This is a genomic window from Nocardioides speluncae (assembly GCF_003121585.1).
In the GTDB taxonomy this organism is placed as follows: domain Bacteria; phylum Actinomycetota; class Actinomycetes; order Propionibacteriales; family Nocardioidaceae; genus Nocardioides; species Nocardioides speluncae.
The window spans coordinates 22,245-39,214 of record NZ_QEOO01000015.1 but is presented as its reverse complement, the minus strand read 5'-3'; the positions used below and the strand labels follow the sequence as shown (position 1 = coordinate 39,214).

18 protein-coding genes are annotated in these 16,970 nt (G+C 69.0%); 9 read left to right on the top strand and 9 right to left on the bottom strand.

Annotation, left to right across the window (positions count from 1 at the left end; genetic code table 11):
* The first annotated feature begins 6 nt into the window (after nt 1-6).
* From mreD to rodA, 3 genes are read left to right on the top strand one after another with little or no spacing between them, the layout of a single operon-like run.
* Entirely contained in the window at nt 7-549 is a 543-nt protein-coding gene (gene mreD, locus DDV73_RS06875; RefSeq protein ID WP_109506510.1) for a rod shape-determining protein MreD, read from the top strand.
* Nucleotides 549-2,684: a penicillin-binding protein 2 gene (gene mrdA / locus DDV73_RS06870; protein ID WP_109506509.1), complete on the top strand. Its 2,136-nt coding sequence runs from the start codon at nt 549-551 to the stop codon at nt 2,682-2,684. The genes mreD and mrdA overlap by 1 nt, the downstream gene beginning before the upstream one ends.
* A complete protein-coding gene (gene rodA, locus DDV73_RS06865) occupies nt 2,681-3,868 on the top strand; it encodes a rod shape-determining protein RodA (RefSeq protein ID WP_109506508.1) in 1,188 nt (395 codons plus the stop codon). The genes mrdA and rodA overlap by 4 nt, the downstream gene beginning before the upstream one ends.
* A gap of 5 nt (nt 3,869-3,873) precedes the next feature.
* Here rodA and DDV73_RS06860 read toward each other — a convergent pair whose 3' ends face one another.
* The 6 genes from DDV73_RS06860 to DDV73_RS06835 form a co-directional block, all read right to left on the bottom strand.
* Nucleotides 3,874-4,101 carry a helix-turn-helix domain-containing protein gene (locus DDV73_RS06860; protein WP_109506507.1) on the bottom strand — a complete coding sequence of 76 codons (228 nt, stop codon included), beginning with the start codon at nt 4,099-4,101 and terminating at the stop codon, nt 3,874-3,876.
* Nucleotides 4,101-4,784, bottom strand: a complete 684-nt coding sequence (locus DDV73_RS06855) for a DUF2975 domain-containing protein (RefSeq protein WP_154402641.1) — start codon at nt 4,782-4,784, stop codon at nt 4,101-4,103. Before DDV73_RS06855 ends, DDV73_RS06860 begins: the two co-directional genes overlap by 1 nt.
* A gap of 6 nt (nt 4,785-4,790) precedes the next feature.
* Nucleotides 4,791-5,909 carry a calcium:cation antiporter gene (locus tag DDV73_RS06850; protein ID WP_109506505.1) on the bottom strand — a complete coding sequence of 373 codons (1,119 nt, stop codon included), beginning with the start codon at nt 5,907-5,909 and terminating at the stop codon, nt 4,791-4,793.
* Between the two features lie 20 nt (nt 5,910-5,929).
* The gene (locus DDV73_RS06845; protein WP_109506504.1) at nt 5,930-7,120 is read right to left on the bottom strand and encodes a TIGR03118 family protein; all 1,191 of its coding nucleotides are present in this window, start codon (nt 7,118-7,120) and stop codon (nt 5,930-5,932) included.
* A gap of 204 nt (nt 7,121-7,324) precedes the next feature.
* Complete coding sequence (locus tag DDV73_RS06840; RefSeq protein ID WP_240617160.1) at nt 7,325-8,458, bottom strand: HNH endonuclease signature motif containing protein; 1,134 nt, start codon at nt 8,456-8,458, stop codon at nt 7,325-7,327.
* Nucleotides 8,459-8,759: 301 nt separating this feature from the next.
* Nucleotides 8,760-9,950 (bottom strand): amidohydrolase family protein, encoded by a 1,191-nt coding sequence (locus tag DDV73_RS06835; RefSeq protein WP_109506502.1) that lies wholly within the window; start codon nt 9,948-9,950, stop codon nt 8,760-8,762.
* Between the two features lie 90 nt (nt 9,951-10,040).
* On the opposite strand from DDV73_RS06835, the gene DDV73_RS06830 reads away from it, so the two are divergent.
* The 5 genes from DDV73_RS06830 (at nt 10,041) to DDV73_RS06810 (ending at nt 15,407) form a co-directional block, all read left to right on the top strand.
* Nucleotides 10,041-10,517 carry a nitroreductase family deazaflavin-dependent oxidoreductase gene (locus DDV73_RS06830; RefSeq protein WP_109506501.1) on the top strand — a complete coding sequence of 159 codons (477 nt, stop codon included), beginning with the start codon at nt 10,041-10,043 and terminating at the stop codon, nt 10,515-10,517.
* Between the two features lie 66 nt (nt 10,518-10,583).
* Nucleotides 10,584-11,558, top strand: coding sequence for a phosphotransferase (locus DDV73_RS06825; protein WP_109506500.1), 975 nt, complete (start codon nt 10,584-10,586; stop codon nt 11,556-11,558).
* A gap of 20 nt (nt 11,559-11,578) precedes the next feature.
* A complete protein-coding gene (locus DDV73_RS06820; protein ID WP_109506499.1) occupies nt 11,579-12,487 on the top strand; it encodes a TIGR03086 family metal-binding protein in 909 nt (302 codons plus the stop codon).
* A 100-nt stretch (nt 12,488-12,587) separates the two neighbouring features.
* The gene (locus DDV73_RS06815) at nt 12,588-14,573 is read left to right on the top strand and encodes a TIGR03960 family B12-binding radical SAM protein (protein WP_109506601.1); all 1,986 of its coding nucleotides are present in this window, start codon (nt 12,588-12,590) and stop codon (nt 14,571-14,573) included.
* A 603-nt stretch (nt 14,574-15,176) separates the two neighbouring features.
* On the top strand, nt 15,177-15,407 hold the full coding sequence (locus tag DDV73_RS06810) for a hypothetical protein (RefSeq protein WP_109506498.1): 231 nt from the start codon (nt 15,177-15,179) through the stop codon (nt 15,405-15,407).
* 23 nt (nt 15,408-15,430) lie between these two features.
* Here the strand turns inward: DDV73_RS06810 and DDV73_RS06805 are convergent, their stop codons facing one another.
* Nucleotides 15,431-15,871: a hypothetical protein gene (locus DDV73_RS06805; RefSeq protein ID WP_109506497.1), complete on the bottom strand. Its 441-nt coding sequence runs from the start codon at nt 15,869-15,871 to the stop codon at nt 15,431-15,433.
* Between the two features lie 36 nt (nt 15,872-15,907).
* Here DDV73_RS06805 and DDV73_RS06800 point away from each other — a divergent pair, with 36 nt between their 5' ends.
* Nucleotides 15,908-16,285: a nuclear transport factor 2 family protein gene (locus DDV73_RS06800; RefSeq protein ID WP_109506600.1), complete on the top strand. Its 378-nt coding sequence runs from the start codon at nt 15,908-15,910 to the stop codon at nt 16,283-16,285.
* A 2-nt stretch (nt 16,286-16,287) separates the two neighbouring features.
* On the opposite strand, the gene DDV73_RS06795 is transcribed toward DDV73_RS06800, so the two are convergent.
* Entirely contained in the window at nt 16,288-16,686 is a 399-nt protein-coding gene (locus tag DDV73_RS06795) for a type II toxin-antitoxin system VapC family toxin (protein ID WP_206050752.1), read from the bottom strand.
* Nucleotides 16,683-16,943 (bottom strand): type II toxin-antitoxin system Phd/YefM family antitoxin, encoded by a 261-nt coding sequence (locus DDV73_RS06790; protein ID WP_109506496.1) that lies wholly within the window; start codon nt 16,941-16,943, stop codon nt 16,683-16,685. Before DDV73_RS06790 ends, DDV73_RS06795 begins: the two co-directional genes overlap by 4 nt.
* Nucleotides 16,944-16,970 lie beyond the last annotated feature (27 nt).

Below are 16,970 nucleotides of genomic sequence, written 5' to 3'. Positions count from 1 at the left end.
CGCCCGATGACGGCACTGCGCGCCGTACTCGCGCTGGCGATGGTGAGCGTGGCCGTCGTACTGCAGGTGAGCCTGTTCCCACACTTCGCCTGGGAGGGCGTGGTCCCCAACCTGGCGCTGCTGGTGGTGGTCGCCGCCGCGCTGACCCGCGGCCCGGAGTTCGCTGCGGTGCTCGGCTTCGCGGCCGGCCTGTTCGTGGACCTGGCGCCGCCGGCCGACCACATCGCCGGCCGCTGGGCGCTGGCCCTGGTCGTCGTCGGGTACGTCGCCGGCCGGATCCGCTCGGACATCAGCACGGACACCGGTGCCGGGGGCCGGCCCGGCGCCACCGCCGTGGTGATCGCGGTGGCCGCGTCGTCGTTCATTGGCACCTCGGTCTTCGCCCTCTCCGGGCTGCTGCTCGACGATGTCGGCGCCTCGGTCGGCCAGATGCTCCAGGTGATCCTGATCGCGGTCGTGTGGGACGTGCTGCTCACCCCGCTCGTGCTGCCGCTGGTGATGGCCGTCTTCGGCCGGTTGTGGCCGCCGCAGCGGGTGGCGGTCGCGTAATGGCCGCGCGCCGTCCGGCGGCCCGGAACGCGACCCGGATCGGCCGGCTGCGGCTGATCGTTCTGCAGGCACTGGTGCTGTCGCTGTTCGCGACACTGTTCGCGCGGCTGTGGGTGGTGCAGGTGCACGGTGGCGAGGCCTACCAGGCGAAGGCCGCGGCGCAGTCGGTCCGCGACATCGTGGTCCAGCCGCACCGCGGGCTGATCGTGGACGCGATGGGCCGGCCGCTGGTCGCCAACCGCACCTCCCACGTCATCGCCGTCGACCGCACCGTCCTCGGCAAGCTGACCGACGCCGAGCAGCAGACGGTCTTGGGCCGCGTCGCTGCCTTGACCCAGACGACCCAGCGAGAGATTGAAGACCGCCTGCACGTCTGCGGCGACGCCGCCGCGATCGCCGGCACCTGCTGGAACGGCTCGCCGTACCAGCCCGTCCCGGTCGCCACCGACGTCCCGGAGAAGGTCGCGCTGCGGATCCTGGAGCAGCCGGAGGACTACCCGTCGGTGCTCGCGGAGAAGCAGAGCGTGCGCGCCTACCCCGAGCCGTACGGCGTCAACGCCGCGCACCTGCTCGGCTACCTCAGCCCGATCACCGAGGATGAGTTCGACGCCGCCAAGAAGGCGGACGACGCCTCGGTCAACGGCGCCTCGTCGGTCGGCCGGGCCGGCGTGGAGAAGCAGTACGACCGCTGGCTGCGCGGGATGCCGGGCTACCGCCGGGTCGCGGTCGACTCGATGGGCCGGGTGCTCGGTGACGACAGTACGGCGCGATCCCGCCCTGGCGACACGCTCGTCACCACCATCGACGCCAGGGTGCAGTCGGTGGTGGAGCAGCAGCTCTGGCGAACCATCCAGACCGCCCGCAAGACCTTCGACGAGGTCACCGAGCGCAACTACGTCGCCGACGCCGGGGCGGCCGTGGTGCTGGAGGCCAAGACCGGCCGGATCGTGGCGATGGCCAGCCAGCCGTCGTACGACCCCAACCTCTGGGCCGGTGGCGTCAGCAAGAAGCAGCTGGCGCGGCTCTACTCCGAGAAGGCCGGGACGCCGCTGCTCTCGCGGGCCACGCAGGGGCAGTACGCGCCGGGCTCGACCTGGAAGCCGTTCATGACCGCGGGCGCGCTCACCAACGGCTACGGCACCGACACCCGGCTGGACTGCTCCTCGGCGCTGCAGGTCGGCAACCGCGCGTTCAAGAACTACGAGTCCGGCGCCTACGGCTACATCGGCTTCGACAAGGCGCTCGAGGTCTCCTGCAACACCTTCTTCTACCGGGTCGGGCTCGACTATTGGCAGCGGTTCGGCTCCGACCCCGCCGACATCGATGCGCGCGACCCGCTCGTGGCTGAGGCGAAGGAGTTCGGCTTCGGCCGCGAGACCGGTGTCGACCTGCCCGGCGAGGCGAGCGGCCGGATCGCCGACCGGCACTGGAAGCAGTCCTACTACGAGTCGATGAAGGACTACTACTGCAAGATCGACGAGGACGAGAAGGACAGCGGCGGCTTCCTGGAGCTCTTCGCCCACGAATTCTGCCTCGAGGGCAACTACTACCGGGCGGGTGACGCGGTGAACTTCGCGATCGGCCAGGGCGACACCATCGTCACCCCGCTCCAGCTGGCCCGCGCGTACGGCGCGATCGCCAACGGCGGCACCCTCTACGCCCCGCGGATCGGCAAGGCGGTCGTCAGCCCGAGCGGCCGGCTGGTCCGCGAGATCGAGCCGAAGCCGAACGGCCGGCTGGACCTGCCGCGCGGCGTCCGCGACTACATCGACGGCGCGCTGCAGAACGTCACCCGGGTCGGGACCATGGCGTGGCGGATGGGCGGCTTCCCGCTCGACGACGTCCGGATCCGGTCCAAGACCGGCTCGGCCGAGGTCTACGGCAAGCAGTCGACGTCGTGGGTGGCGTCGTACACCGAGGACTACGTGGTCGTGATGATGGTGTCCCAGGGCGGCACCGGCTCCGGCACGTCCGGGCCCGCGGTGCGCAAGATCTGGGAGGCGCTGTACGGCGTGCAGGGCGACCGGGTGCTGCCGGCGCGGGCCGCGATCCCCGGCACCGTCCCGCCCGCCGCGCTGCCGACGTTCGAGTCCGACGGCGGCATCCTGCCGCCTCCGCCCGGAGCCCGCCGATGAAGCCGCGGCCGACCCGCTCGGGCCTGCGTGTGCCGGGCCTGGACTGGCTGCTGATGACGGCCGTGGTCGCGCTCCTGCTGTTCGGCGCGGTGCTGATCTGGTCGGCCACCATCCACCGCGACGACCTCAACCTCGGCGACCCCGCGGCGTACCTCAAGAAAGAGCTGGTCAACATCGCCATCGGCCTGGTGTTGCTGGTGATGGTGCTGGCTACCGACCATCGCTGGGTCCGGATCGTGGCGCCGCTGGTCTACTTGGCGTCGGTGCTCGGGCTGGTGCTGGTGCTGGTGATGGGCACCTCGGTCAACGGGTCCCGCTCGTGGCTGATGCTCGGCGGGCTGTCCACCCAGCCGTCGGAGTTCGCCAAGCTCGCGGTCGTGATCGGGATGGCGCTATTGGTGGCCGAGCGCGCCGAGGGCGCGTCCCGCACCCACGTGGGGAGCGTCGACGTGATCGGCATGCTGGTGATCGCCGGCATCCCCGCCGTACTCATCCTGCTGCAGCCGGACCTCGGCACCATGCTGGTACTCGCCGCGACCGTCTTCGGCGCGCTCGCGATCGCGGGCGTGGCCCGGGCCTGGCTCGCCGGGCTGGTGGTCGCCGGTGTCGCGGGCGCCGTCGCGGTGGTGCGGCTCGGGCTGCTGAAGGACTACCAGCTGGACCGGTTCCTCGCCTTCACCGACCCGACCCTCGACCCACGCGGCGCGGGCTACAACGTCGAGCAGGCCCGGATCGCGGTCGGCAACGGCGGCCTGTTCGGTCAGGGTCTCTTCGACGGCTCGCAGACCCGGGCTGGCTTCGTGCCCGAGCAGCACACCGACTTCGTCTTCACCGTCGCCGGCGAGGAGCTCGGCCTGATCGGGGGAGCCGTCCTGATTGCGCTCCTTGGCGTGGTGATCTGGCGGGCGCTGGCGATCGCCGCGCACACCGACGACACCTTCGGCCGGGTGGCCGCGGCCGGCATCGCCTGCTGGTTCGGCTTCCAGGCGTTCCAGAACATCGGCATGTGCCTGGGCATCATGCCGGTGACCGGCGTACCCCTCCCGTTCGTGTCGTACGGCGGGTCGTCGCTGTTCGCCAGCCTGCTCGCCGTCGGCCTGCTCCAGAACATCCACCTGCGCTCGACCGCCGCCCTGCCCACTCGGTACGTCGTCGCGCCACGCCGTACGCTGGTCTCTCGCTGAGTCAGTCAGGTCCGATCGCCGACGACGAAGAGGTCACCTGGCTGGCAATCCAGCGCCTCACAGATCGCGGTCAATGTGGAGAACCGGATCGCCTTCGCCCGCTGGTTCTTCAACACGCTCAGGTTGACGTTGGTGACACCAATCGTCTCGGCCAAGGCGGTAACGCTCATCCCACGTTCGGCCAGCAGTTCGTCGAGGCGGCACACGACGCGGTGTGGTTCTTCGACCGGCATCAGACCAGCCCTTCGACCTCGGCCTCGAGCCGGTTGCCGACACGGAAGACCTCGGCCAGCGCGAACAGCAGTCCGGCAGCCACGAACCAGGCGAAGGGAAAGTGTGCCTCGAAGCCGATTGGCTCGGCGAGCGCACGGTCGGCCAGTCGGCTGTCCGCATAGCCGTTGGCTAGGGGCACGACGACGCCGCCGACGACCGCCAGCGCCCCGAGCAACCTGATCCCACCGACGCTCGCCGGCGCGAACGGGCGACCCCGCTGGGCGGCATCGACCAGCCGCAGCAGGACTGCGCTGGCCGTCATGACCAGCGCCGACACCGCAGCAGACGGCAGCATCGCCGTCAACCGGTCGCTCGCCGACGGATTGTGAAGGTTCATGTGGACCTGGCCGCCCCAGCTCAGCTGAGCGTCTGCTCCGGGTGCGGCAGCTGAAGCTGGCAGGACCCTCATGCGACCGGTGTCGAAGGTCCACGACAACCAGCTGTGCTCGAACCAGTCCGATATGTGCTGACCGAGGGTCACGCCCGGGACCATGACGAGCGTGAGCCACAGTGCAATCTGGATGAAGGTGTACTTCCGCGCCGTGAACGTCGGTGTACTCATCAGCCGCCCCCATGTCGAATATCGATGTTGTCGAAAAACGATAACATCGATATTCGATACGGCAAGCCCGTGGCTGGGCACGAGGCCCTACGGAGAGATCGACAGGAAGACGAACGCCGCGAGGAGCACCAGGTGTACGCCGCCTTGCAGCGGCTTGGCGCGGCCCGGTACGACGGTGAGCACGGCCACCACGACGGTGGTCATCAGCAGCACGATCTGCATCGGGTCCAGTCCGAGCGTGAGCGGACCATCGAGCCAGATCGAGGCAACCGCGATGGTGGGGATGGTCAGCCCGATCGAAGCCATTGCGGAGCCGAAGGCGAGGTTGAGGCCGATCTGCACCTCCTCGCGGGCGGCCGCGCGGACCGCGGCGATCGTCTCCGGCAGCAGTACCAGCAGTGCGATCACCACGCCGACGAAGGCATGCGGGAAGCCGGCGGCGGCGACGGCGTCCTCGATCGCCGGCGACTCGACCTTGGCCAGGCCGACGACGGCGACCAGGGAGACCAGCAACAGGCCGAGGCTGGCCAGCGCGGTGCGGTCCGAGGGCGGGTCGGCGTGGCCGTCCTGGTCCTCGTCGTTGAGCGTGACGCCGTCCTTGTCGACCGGCAGGAAGAAGTCGCGGTGCCGCACGGTCTGGGTGAACACGAACAGGCCGTATAGGGCGAGCGACGCGATCGCCGCGAACGCCAGCTGGCCTGGCGTGAACTCCGGGCCGGGCGTGGTGACCGTGAACGTCGGCAGCACCAGGCAGACGCTCGCGAGCGTGATCACCGTCGCCAGCGCGGCGCCGGTGCCTTCCGGGTTGAAGACCGCAAGGTGGTGGCGCAGCGCACTCACCAGCAGCACCAGTCCGACGATGCCGTTGACGCTGATCATCACCGCCGCGAAGACGGTGTCCCGGGCAAGTGACGAGGTGTCCTTGCCGCCGGACACCATCAGGGTCACGATGAGCGCGACCTCGATGACCGTCACCGCCACCGCGAGCAGCAGCGACCCGAACGGCTCGCCGACCCGGTGGGCAACCACCTCGGCGTGCTGTACGGCGGCCAGCACGGCACCGATCAGCGCCAACCCGACGATCACGAGCACCCAGTCGGGTGGGTAGCGGCCCCAGGTCGCTGCCAGCACCACCGCAGCCACGATCGGGACCGCCGTGGTCCAGTTCGTCCAGCTGTTGCGGCGAAGCGTCGCGGTGGCTGTCATGCCCGAAGCCTATGAGGCAGCTACTTCTCCCAGGTCAGGCGGCCGAAGATGCCGTCCGCCTCAGGGCCTGGTCCGGCCGCGAAGTAGAGGGCGTCGTCGCGGCCGAGGCTCTTGCCGTTGCCGAACTTGATGTCCCACAGCCCGTCGATCTCCACCCGGTGACCGTCCGGCCGGCGCAGGAAGTCGATCGCCTGGTGCGTCTCCGGGTCGAGTGCGGCGATGGTGCCGTCACCGAAGTTGGAGACCAGCAGCGCGCCGTCGTACTCGCCGAAGCCGCTCTCCGGTGCCTGGGTGACGCCCCACGGAGCGTTGAGGTACTTGCCGCCCTCCCACTCGGCGATCAGCTTGCCGTCCGCCGAGAACTCCGCGAGCCTGCCCTCGCCCGGAGCCGGCTCTTCCTCGCCTGGCGAGCCCCACGCGGCGTAGGTGACGAAGATCGACTCGCCGATGGTCTGCACGTTGAAGGGCTGGTACTCCTTCGAGAACGGGCTCTGGAAGCCGGGGCTCTTGACCACCTGGAACTTGTCGTCGACCACAACCAGGCCGGGCCTCTCGCCGAAGTCGGCGAGCAGGATCTTGTCGTTGGCCGGCGTGATGGCCATGCCGAGGAACGACGAGCCCTGCTTGGACTGGTTGAACACGATCTCCGAGGTGGCCGGGAACGACTTGGTCCCGTCCTCGTTCTCGCGCTCGGTCCAGGCGGTGACGATCCCGGAGTCGGTGGCGAAGAGGAACTTGGCCGGCGCGGTGATGCTGTCCTCACCGGCAGGGGCATCCTCGAGCTTCTGGGTGATCACAAACCCGTCGCCCTTCTCGTTGAAGACCGTGCCGGTGGGTCCGGTGTCCGCCGCGACCTCCGGGATCGTCACCTCCTTGAGCTCGTCCTGGAACAGCTTCTTGCCGCCGACGTCGCCGACATACTCGAAAGACTTGCCGCTGGCCTGCGCGGTGATCCAGAAGTGCCCGCCCGCTCCGGCCGGCCGCAGCGAGATACCCCAGGCGTTCTCCAGCTCCGGCTCGACGATCTGCGGGTGGTACGCCTCCCAGTTCGCGACCAGGTTGGTCTGGACATAGCCGGGTTCGGTGGCGGCCTTGTTCTCGGAGTTGGTGTTGGCGTCGCTCTCGTCAGCCGAGCAGCTGGCGAGCAGGCCGAGTGCGAGCGCGGCGACGGCCAGGGGAGCGGTACGGCGAAGCGTGGGGCGCGTGGTCATGCGGATTCCTCCCGAGACTTAGGTTAGGCAACCCTAAGTGACGTCGTCGCGCGTGCCAACCCCGGTGGCATCCATGCCTGGGCTTCTTGGCTCGAGGTGACTACCGAGTTACGTGGTTACCGTTGTCTTTTGGTTGCGGTACAACTCAGTGTGGTCGCCTATTCTTGCGCGCCGTTGTGGTCAACGGTCTGTGGTTGCGGTCTATTAGTTTCTCCGGTGGAATCGGATATCGCCGTTGGGCATTCGTTCCGATGAATAGCGATTGTCGTGTGCTCGGTGATGGTGGTGACTGCAAAGCAGGATTCCGTCGGCGAGGTTGGTCTTTCCGTCTTTTGACCATGGCTTCCAATGATGGGCCTCACACCACGATGCCGGAACCGTACAATTCTCGCCGCGGCACCGCTGGTCACGAAGTCGGAGGGCTTTGCGCTGGGCGGGTGAGAAGTGGCGCCGGGTGCGGCCGAGGTCGAGGATCTCGGACTTCCCGCCGAGCACGACGGGGATGATCTGGGCGGTGCAGGCGAGCCGTCGGGCTTGGGCGGCGGTGATCTTGTCGTCGGTGCCGACCAACCCGGCGGCGGCCGCGAGGTCCTTGGCGAGTGCAGCGTGGTCAATGGTGACCATGACTGTGGTGGCGTCGCCGCCGTGGTCGGGGAGCTTGGCCGGGTCGAGGTGCTCCAGCAGTGCGCAGAACGCCTGCCCCCGCGCGCGATGCTGTGGCATGGCGGTGGTGGACTGCTGGCGGGGTGAGGTGAAGGCGTCGAGGTAGGTGGCCAGCCGGACCGCGGCCGCGTCGGGCAGGAGGCCAGTCAGGCGGGTGGTGCCGTCTCCGCGCCTGGTCAGGGTGAGGCTGGTGGTCTCCCAGGCGCGTTCTTCCTCCCGCGCGAGCTGCTTGGCTTCCTCGGCTTCGCCGATCTCGGGCGCGATCACGTCGAGGATCCGCCGACTCAGCACCCGCAACTGGTCGGGCCGGTACTCGCCGGCGGCCTCGACCAGGTGCTCCTCGGCCTGCACCAGCAGCGCCGGGTCGAGATCGTCGGGCAGCTCGTCGAGAGCGCGGGCGATCACCCGGGCCTGGGCCAGGTTCACCGCACCGGCCGTGATGCCGGCCGCCAAGCGGGTCCACCGGGAGTCAAGTGCGGTGCCGAGATGCAGGTCGGCCCGACAAGCGGCCGGGGCATCGTGAGATTCATGGGCCAGCCAGGCCGCCACATCACGCGCCCCGGACTCCTCGGCGACGTCGTCCGCGGCGGCCATCACCTTCAGCCGCAACGCGGCCAGCTGAGTCTCCAGCCGGGCGAGGGCGAGCAGCGCATCGGCCTTCTCCGAAGTCCGCATGAAAGCCGGTTCGACGCCGTTAACGTCCTGCAACGCGGCCTCAATAGCAGCGGCACAGGCGAGCACCGGATGTGGTGAATTGACGAGCATTCCTCCGGCACCTCCCCCATGGTGTACCGACGATGACTGACTACGTCAACTGTACATACGTTCGAGCGATAGTCAAAGGTTTGGAAACCGCAACCACAGACCGTTGACCCGAGCAAACCGTAAGTCGAAAAGCAGCCGAACCAGGTACCGCAACCACCGCCGACAGTAACCACGCAAATCGGTAGTCAAAGCCCCGAGCCCACAACAGCCCTCAGCCTTGCAAGCCGCGCACCATCACCGTCGCGGGTCGGCCGAGAGCGTTCGGGTCCGTCCGCAGGTCGCCGTCGACGGCGAGCAGGTCGGCCAGATGGTCGGGCGCCATCCGGCCGGTGATGCCGGTGAGGTCGCAGGCGTCGGCGGCGCCGCTGGTGGCCGTGGCAAGCGCCTCGTCGACGGGGTAGCCGCCGCGGACCAGATCCATGACCGCGAGCCAGGCGTTGCCGTGCTGCTTGGGTGGCCCGATCCCGGCGTCGGTACCGGTGACCAGGCGTACGTCGTACTCGCGGAAGCGGGACAGCAGCGCGATCCGGCCCTCGAACATGTCCATCGGGTCCAGGCCGAGCCGCTCCATCACCGCCTTGATGGCCGGTGGCGGCTCGCCGATCTCGGCGAGCTTGGCGAGATCGGTGCCCAGAGTGGGATCGACGACGATGCCGCCGGCGGCGACCAGGCTGAGCACGGCGTCGGGCAGTTGGACGCCCTCCGCGGTGAGGCCGGTGAAGTGCTCGATGCCGTCGACGCCGGCTGCGATCGCGTGCTGGATGCCGGCCAGCGAGTGCGCGTGGGCGAGCACGGACAGACCGAGGTCGTGGGCGATCTCGACCAGCTGCCGGAGCTCGGCGGGGTCGAACTGGATGCCGAGTACGTCGGTGCCCGGAGTCAGCATCCCGCCGGAGGCCATCACCTTGACCACGTCCACGCCGCGGTCCGCGTGCTCGGCGATCGCGTCCTTGATCCCGTCCGCGGTCACCACGCCGCCGAGGAAGTGGCAGTGCCCGTCCGGCACGGTCAGCGGGGGACCGGCGGCCACCACACGCGGCAGGCCGGGGTCGAGACGGTGCGCGAGTGTCCGGTAGCCGGTGTCGCCGAGGTCGCGGACGGTGGTCACGCCCATCGCCACCTGGGCCGACAGCGACTCGACGATGACTCGGTCCAGGGTTGCGTCGTCGTACTCACCGACACGCTCCAGGCCGCCGACGGTGCCGTCCGCAACCAGATGCACGTGGCAGTCGAACAGGCCGGGCAGCAGCGTGCCCTCGAACTCGGTGACCGCACAGTCGTGCGGGACGTCGTACGCCGCCGGCTCGACGCCGACGATCTCCTCGCCCTCGACCAGCACGGTGGCGCCGCCGTCGAGGAACCGCTCCCCGTCGAAGGCAACCCGAGCTCGCCATGCGTGCATCTCTCCACTGTCCCCGGCCAGCGCCTCGCCCGCTACTGCCCGTTGTGACTACCGGGATCTGACTCGACACGTTCACTAGGGTCACCGACTATGAACCCGTTTCGCGCGCTCGCCATCTGGCTGGGCGGGCAGCCCTGGCTGCCCCGAATTGGCGGCCGCTGGATCCCGGCGCTGGACCGACTGCTGCGCAGGCTGAGCCGCGGCCGGCTGACGCTGCTGACGCTCTCCGGAATCCCCGAGCTCTTCCTCATCGTGCCGGGCCGCAGGTCGGGGATCATCCGCACGACACCGCTGCTGTGCGTCCCGGTCGACGGCGGATGGCTGGTGGCCGGATCGAACTGGGGCCAGCCCAAGCCGCCGGCCTGGCTCGGCAACCTGCTCGCGGCCGACCGGGCCGAGGTCGAGTACCGCGGGCGCCGTGCCGTCTGCTCGGCCGTCCGGCTGTCGGGCGACGAGCGCGCCGAGGCCTGGCAGCGGATGCTCAAGGTCTGGCCGAACTATGCGAAGTACGCCGAGCGCACCGACCGGGAGATCGCCGTGGTCAAGTTGCAGCACGGCCCAATGTGACTATCCGTCACCGGCCCGTAAGGCTCTGGGGCTGTTCGCAGGGACGCGGAGGGCCACGATGGTTGTGTGGATCCGGCGATCCTGCAGGCAGCAGTGGATCGCGCACCGGTCAACGACGACGGCCGTTCCGGTGCGACGCTGGAGCGCGTGCGCCTCGCTGACGGACGGACCGTCATCGTCAAGCGATTCGATCCGGCAACCGATGTGGTGATGCGGCTCGTCGACGATTCCTCGGGGCGCGAGGTGGACCTCCATCAGAGCGGCCTGCTCGATGGTCTCCCGGCCAGCGTCGCCCACCCGATCCTGGCCAGCTGGTACGACGACGCCGGACATGGCGTGCTCGTGATGCGCGACCTCGGTGACCGGGTGTTCACCTGGAAGGACACGCTTTCGGCCGGCCAGATCAGCACGGTGCTGTGCGCCGTTGCGGACCTGCACGCGGCCTACCTGGGCCGCGAGCTCGACGGCCTGATGCCGCTGTCTGACGTCGTGGGGCTCTTCCAGCCCGCCCGGATCCGTCCGCTGGCCGGCAACCAGCTCGTCAACTTCGCCCTGCGCGGCTGGGAGCTGTTCGCCGAGGTCGCACCAGGCGAGGTGGGGCAGCGGGTGCTCGCGCTGGCCCAGGACGTGACCCCGCTGGTCGCGGCGCTGGAGCGACTGCCCGCGACGCTCCTGCACGGCGACCTGTCCACGGTGAACATGGCACTGGATCCGGGATTGGTGCTGATCGACTGGGGGATAGCGACCCGCGGCCCCGCGGAGCTCGACGTCGGCCGGTTGTTGGCCGGTTGCGCGCATCTCATGACACTCGGCTTCGACGACCTGCTCGCGGTGCACCGCGAGGCCGCCGGACCGGCGTACGACGATGCGGCGCTGCGGCTGGGACTGCTGAGTGGTCTGACCTGGCTGGGGTGGAACAAGGCCCTCGACATCGTCGACCATCCGGACCCTGAGGTCCGCGATCGTGAACGTGCCGCCCTCCCGTGGTGGCTGCACCAGGCCGAGCTCGCCTTCGAGACCGGCCTGATCCAAGAGGCCTGACATCAAGAGGGAGGCAGCTGATGGATGTGAACACGCTCTACCACCGCACCGTCGAGGCGTGGGCGGATCGAGTCAACGCGGTCAAGGACGACCAGTGGGGCGACCCGACGCCATGCCGCGAGTGGACGGTGCGCGAGCTGGTCAACCACGTGACCTACGAGGATCTGTGGACGGTGCCGCTCATGAAGGGCAGCACGGTCGAGGAGGTGGGAGCCGCCTTCGAAGGTGACCAGCTCGGCGACGATCCGGTCGGCAGGTCGCTGGCTGCCGCCCGCGAAGCGGTACCCGCCACCGCGAGAAGGCTGGCGGAAGGCGGCACCGTGCACCTGTCGTACGGCGAGGAGCAGGTGGCCGAGTACGCGCTCCAGCTTGCCGCCGACCACCTCGTCCACGGTTGGGATCTTGCTGCCGCGACCGGTGGCGACACCAGGATGGACCCGATGCTGGTGCACGCGGTCGCGGACTGGTTCGTGGAGCGCGAGGCGATGTACCGCGAGGGCGGTGCGACCGGACCCCAGCTCGCGCTCGGCGGCGACCCGCAGCGCGACCTGCTCGCGAGGTTCGGCCGCGACGGCCACTGGGGCCGGAACCACGCCGTACTCGCCCGGTTCGGTGACGCCTTCGGGGCCGGCGACCTGTCCGCCGCGATGGAGCTGATCACCGACGACATCGCCTTCGAGAGCACGAGCCCGGCTCCCGACGGGCTGCGCGTCGATGGCAGGGAGGCGGTCGCCGCCGCGTGGCGCGAGGTGATGGGGACGCCGGGCATGGCGTTCACCGAAGAGGAGTCGTTCGTCTCCGGTGACCGTGCCGTGGTCCGCTGGACCTACGCGTGGGCCGGCGAGACGCCCGGCCACACGCGCGGTGTCGACGTGATCCGGTTCCGCGACGGAAAGATCTGCGAGAAGTACAGCTACGTCAAGGGCTGAGTCGCGATGTGCGCGGCCGCGGCGACCGCCGTACCCTGGTGAGTCGTCCCCAACTCACCCTGAGGTGCCCGTGTCCGTCGAGGCTGTGCCTGTCGAGCCTGTGTCCGTCGAGAGCGTCTTCGCGCGCTTGGAGCCGAAGCTGCCGTCGGTGCAGAAGCCGATCCAGTACGTCGGTGGCGAGCTGAACTCGACCCTGAAGGACTGGGACTGTGCGCCGGACGGGCCCACGGTGCGGTGGGCGCTGATGTACCCCGACGCCTACGAGGTCGGCCTGCCCAACCAGGGCGTTCAGATCCTTTACGAGGTGCTGAACGAGCGCGACTGGATCGTCGCCGAGCGGACCTACGCGGTGTGGCCGGACATGGAGCAGGTGCTCCGCGACGGCGACCAGCACGGCCCGATCCCGCAGTTCACCGTCGACAGTCACCGGCCGGTGCGCGCCTTCGACGTACTCGGCCTGAGCTTCTCGACCGAGCTGGGCTACACCAACATGCTCAATGCGCTCAACCTGGCGCAGATCCCGCTGCACGCCGTGGACCGCACAGACGCCGACCCGATCGTGCTCGCCGGCGGCCACGCCGCGTTCAACCCGGAGCCGATCGCCGACTTCCTGGACGCCGCGGTGCTCGGCGACGGCGAGGAGGTCGTGCTCGCGATCTCCGAGGTGATCCGCGAGTGGAAGGCGCAGGGCTGCCCGGCCGGCGAGATGCCGAGCGCCCGTGACGAGCTGCTGCGCCGGCTGGCGGTGAGCGGCGGCGTCTACGTCCCGAAGTTCTACGACGTCGCGTACGGCGGGGCTGCTGGTGGCGGAGCTGCGATCTCGTCGTACACACCAAATGTCCAGGGCGTGCCGTGGCGGGTCGCCAAGCACACCCTGATGGACCTCGACGCCTGGCCGTACCCGGCGAAGCCGCTGGTGCCGCTCGCCGAGACCGTGCACGAGCGGTTCAGCGTCGAGATCTTCCGCGGCTGCACCCGCGGCTGCCGGTTCTGCCAGGCCGGGATGATCACCCGGCCGGTGCGCGAGCGCTCGATCAACACCATCGGCGACATGGTGGAGAACGGCATCCGCAAGTCCGGCTTCGAGGAGGTCGGCCTGCTGTCGCTGTCCAGCGCCGACCACACCGAGATCGGCGACGTCGCGAAGGGTCTCGCGGACCGCTACGAAGGCTCCAACGTGAGCCTGAGCCTGCCGTCGACGCGGGTGGACGCCTTCAACATCACGCTGGCCAACGAGTTCTCCCGCAACGGTCGGCGCTCGGGGCTGACCTTCGCGCCCGAAGGCGGCAGCGAGCGTATGCGCAGGGTGATCAACAAGATGGTCACCGAGGAGGACCTGATCCGCACCGTTGCGACGGCGTACTCCCACGGCTGGCGGCAGGTGAAGCTCTACTTCATGTGCGGCCTGCCGACCGAGACAGACGAGGACGTACTCGCCATCGCGGACCTGGCGAAGAAGGTGATCGCCAAGGGGCGCGAGGTGTCCGGCCGCAACGACATCCGCTGCACGGTGTCGATCGGCGGGTTCGTGCCGAAGCCGCACACTCCGTTCCAGTGGGCCGCGCAGCTTGACCACGAGACCACCGACGACCGGCTGCAGCAGCTGCGCGACACCGTCCGTCAGGACAAGAAGTTCGGCCGCGCGATCGGCTTCCGCTACCACGACGGCAAGCCCGGCATCATCGAAGGCCTGCTCTCCCGCGGCGACCGCCGGGTCGGCGCCGTCATCGAACAGGTCTGGCGTGACGGCGGCCGGTTCGACGGCTGGAGCGAGCACTTCTCCTACGACCGCTGGGTCGCGGCCTGCGAGCAGGCGCTGTCCGGTGTCGACCTCGACTGGTACACCATCCGAGAGCGGGAGTACGACGAGATCCTGCCCTGGGACCACCTCGACTCCGGCCTCGACAAGGACTGGCTGTGGGCCGACTGGGAGGACGCCCTCGCCCAGGCCGACGGCGAGGACGTCGGCGAGGTCGAGGACTGCCGCTGGACCCCCTGCTACGACTGCGGCGTCTGCCCCGAGATGAACACCGAGATCCAGATCGGCCCCACCGGCCAGAAGCTGCTGCCTCTCAGCGTGGTCTGACCTGGTGCCGCCGGTTGAGGAGGTCGCTCAGCGACCGTCTCGAAACCAAGGCGCGGTCGGATGCCTGAGGTGAGACCATCACCGTGTGGACAAAGCCGCGGAGCCGGGTTGATTGAGTTCGTTAGCGACGGTCGGATCTACGAGCCGAGCGGCAAGCGGGAAGGCGGGTTCATCACGGTCTTCGGAGCGCTCGTGGCGGGGCCTAGTAGCCCAGCGGCAGGAACACTCGTGACCCCCTTCCTCGCTGAGGTGCTACGCCCTGGTGACAGCGAGCCCGCCCTGTACGAAGCTCAATTGGACTTTCCCGTGGCAGACGAGCCAGGCGAAGGACCGTGTGTGCTCCTGTCCGGAGCGCTTCCCGAGGACCTTCCTGCGGGCTCGCGAATAACCTCGCACTCGTCGAACTGACGGGGATCCGCATGTGATCGCTCATCGGCAGCTGAGTGCGTCCCAAATGGCGCTGGATGCTTCTGTTCGTGTTGTCCATCTGGCCCCGAGATGAACACCGAGATCCGGATCGGCCCGACCGGCCGGAAGTTGCTGCCACTCAGCGTCGACTGACCACGCGTCGCGGAGTTTTGTCGACACAGGAGACTGTCGAACATGAATCGCGATCCGCTGAATGACATGCCCGAAGAGTCGCGTCATGAGGTCGTCGCCGCAGTGCAAGCGACGCTCGGCGTGGACGAGGTTCACGCAGCGGAGATCGTCCGATCGTCCGAGCCGCTCTGGGACTCGCTCGAGCGAGCGGGCGGACTGGTCGACTCGTGGGGTGGTGGCGAGTTCTGTCAGGTACTGCCGCGGGTCCTTGCCGTGATCCGCGACGGCGGCTAGCTCGGCGTTACCGAGGTCGGCGGTCAGCGGACCCGGATCTGGACCGGGTGGGCGTGGTCCGCGGCCAGCTTCGCCGGGCCCGGCTTTGCGTCCGCGGGGAGCTTGAAGGTCCAGGTCACGTGGCCCTGCTGGTTGTCGTCCGCCGTGCCCGCGTCCGCGACGTCGAGTCGCCACTTTCGGTCGCCCTGCACCAGCCGTAGCACCACGTCCGTCAGCGGCTTCGGGGGCGGGTCGTCGTACTCGCAGGAGTCGCAACCCAGGCCCTCCGAGCAGCTCATACTGTCCCGACAGCCGTCGACGAAGGCGCGCCCCTCGACCGTCGCGGTAGCGCCGCGCTCAAGGACCGGCCGCTCATTGAGTTTGAGGTACGGCGCCGCACACGACGCCGAGGCGAGCGGTTGCGGGAAGGGCACTACGGCGAGGCCGAGCAGGACTGCGGCGAGCAGCAGCGGTCTCGGAGTCATGCTTCATTGTCGGTGCTGCTGGGTACGGTCGCTGGCATGACTGACACGGCGGGGGTGGCGCGGGAGCTGGTCGAGCGCCTGGAGGCTCGGGACTGGGACGGTTGGGCGGCGCTGCTGAGCGAGGACGTCGTCTACGAGATGCCGCAGACCCGGGAGCGGATCCGCGGCCGGGCGGCGTACCGGAAGTTCAACGAGACCTACCCGGGCGACTGGCACCTGACGCCGAAGGTGGTGATCGGCGACGCCGAGCGCGCGGTGGTGTGGTTCGCCTGGCGCGTCGACGACGAGGAGCCCGGTGATGCGCAGGTGTTCCTCGAGTTCGGCAGCGACGGCTTGATCACCAAGGTCACCGACTTCTGGCCCGAGCCCTACGACCCTCCGGAGCGGGTGGCCGGCCTCTTCGAGCGCTACTGACCTTAAACAGCGATGACCTCGAGTAGGCCGAGGTCGTTGAGCACGGCGAAGTCATCGTCCTGGGTGACGACCGGCAGGTCGTTGGCGAGCGCCACGGCCGCGATCCACAGGTCGTTGACGTTGATCCGCCGCCCCTCTTCGTGGAGCCGCACTCGCAGCCGGGCCCAGTGGGCCGCGGCCGTCGAATCGATAGCTAATGGCATCAGAGGAGCGAGACCGTCCAGGGTGGCCATTCGGCGCGATCTGGTGTCGGTGTCCTTGGCGGCGAGCACGCCGGCCTGGAGCTCGGCGATCGTGACCACCGAGATATAGCTGTGGTGCGGAAGCCGCAGGCTGTCGATGGAGCGTCCCGACTCCTGGGCAATGAAGACGCTGGTGTCCAACAGTCCGCTGAGCGTCACCCGATCGGTCCCAGATCGTCAGTGGTGTCGCCGGCCAGGGCTTCGAGGTCGTCGCGAAGCCCGGAGTCCGCCTGCCTCTTCTCGATCAGCGCCATCAGCTCATCCTTCCGAAGGAAGGCTGCCCGACGGTCGGTCGGTGGCGCGATCTCCGCGACCACCTCGCCGTGAACCGTCACCGCAACACGCTCGCCCTCGGCCACGCGACGAAGCACGTCAGCGGTGTGGTTGCGAAGATCCCGAGACGCGACGGTACCCATGTAGCCAACCGTAGCATTCTTGCCACA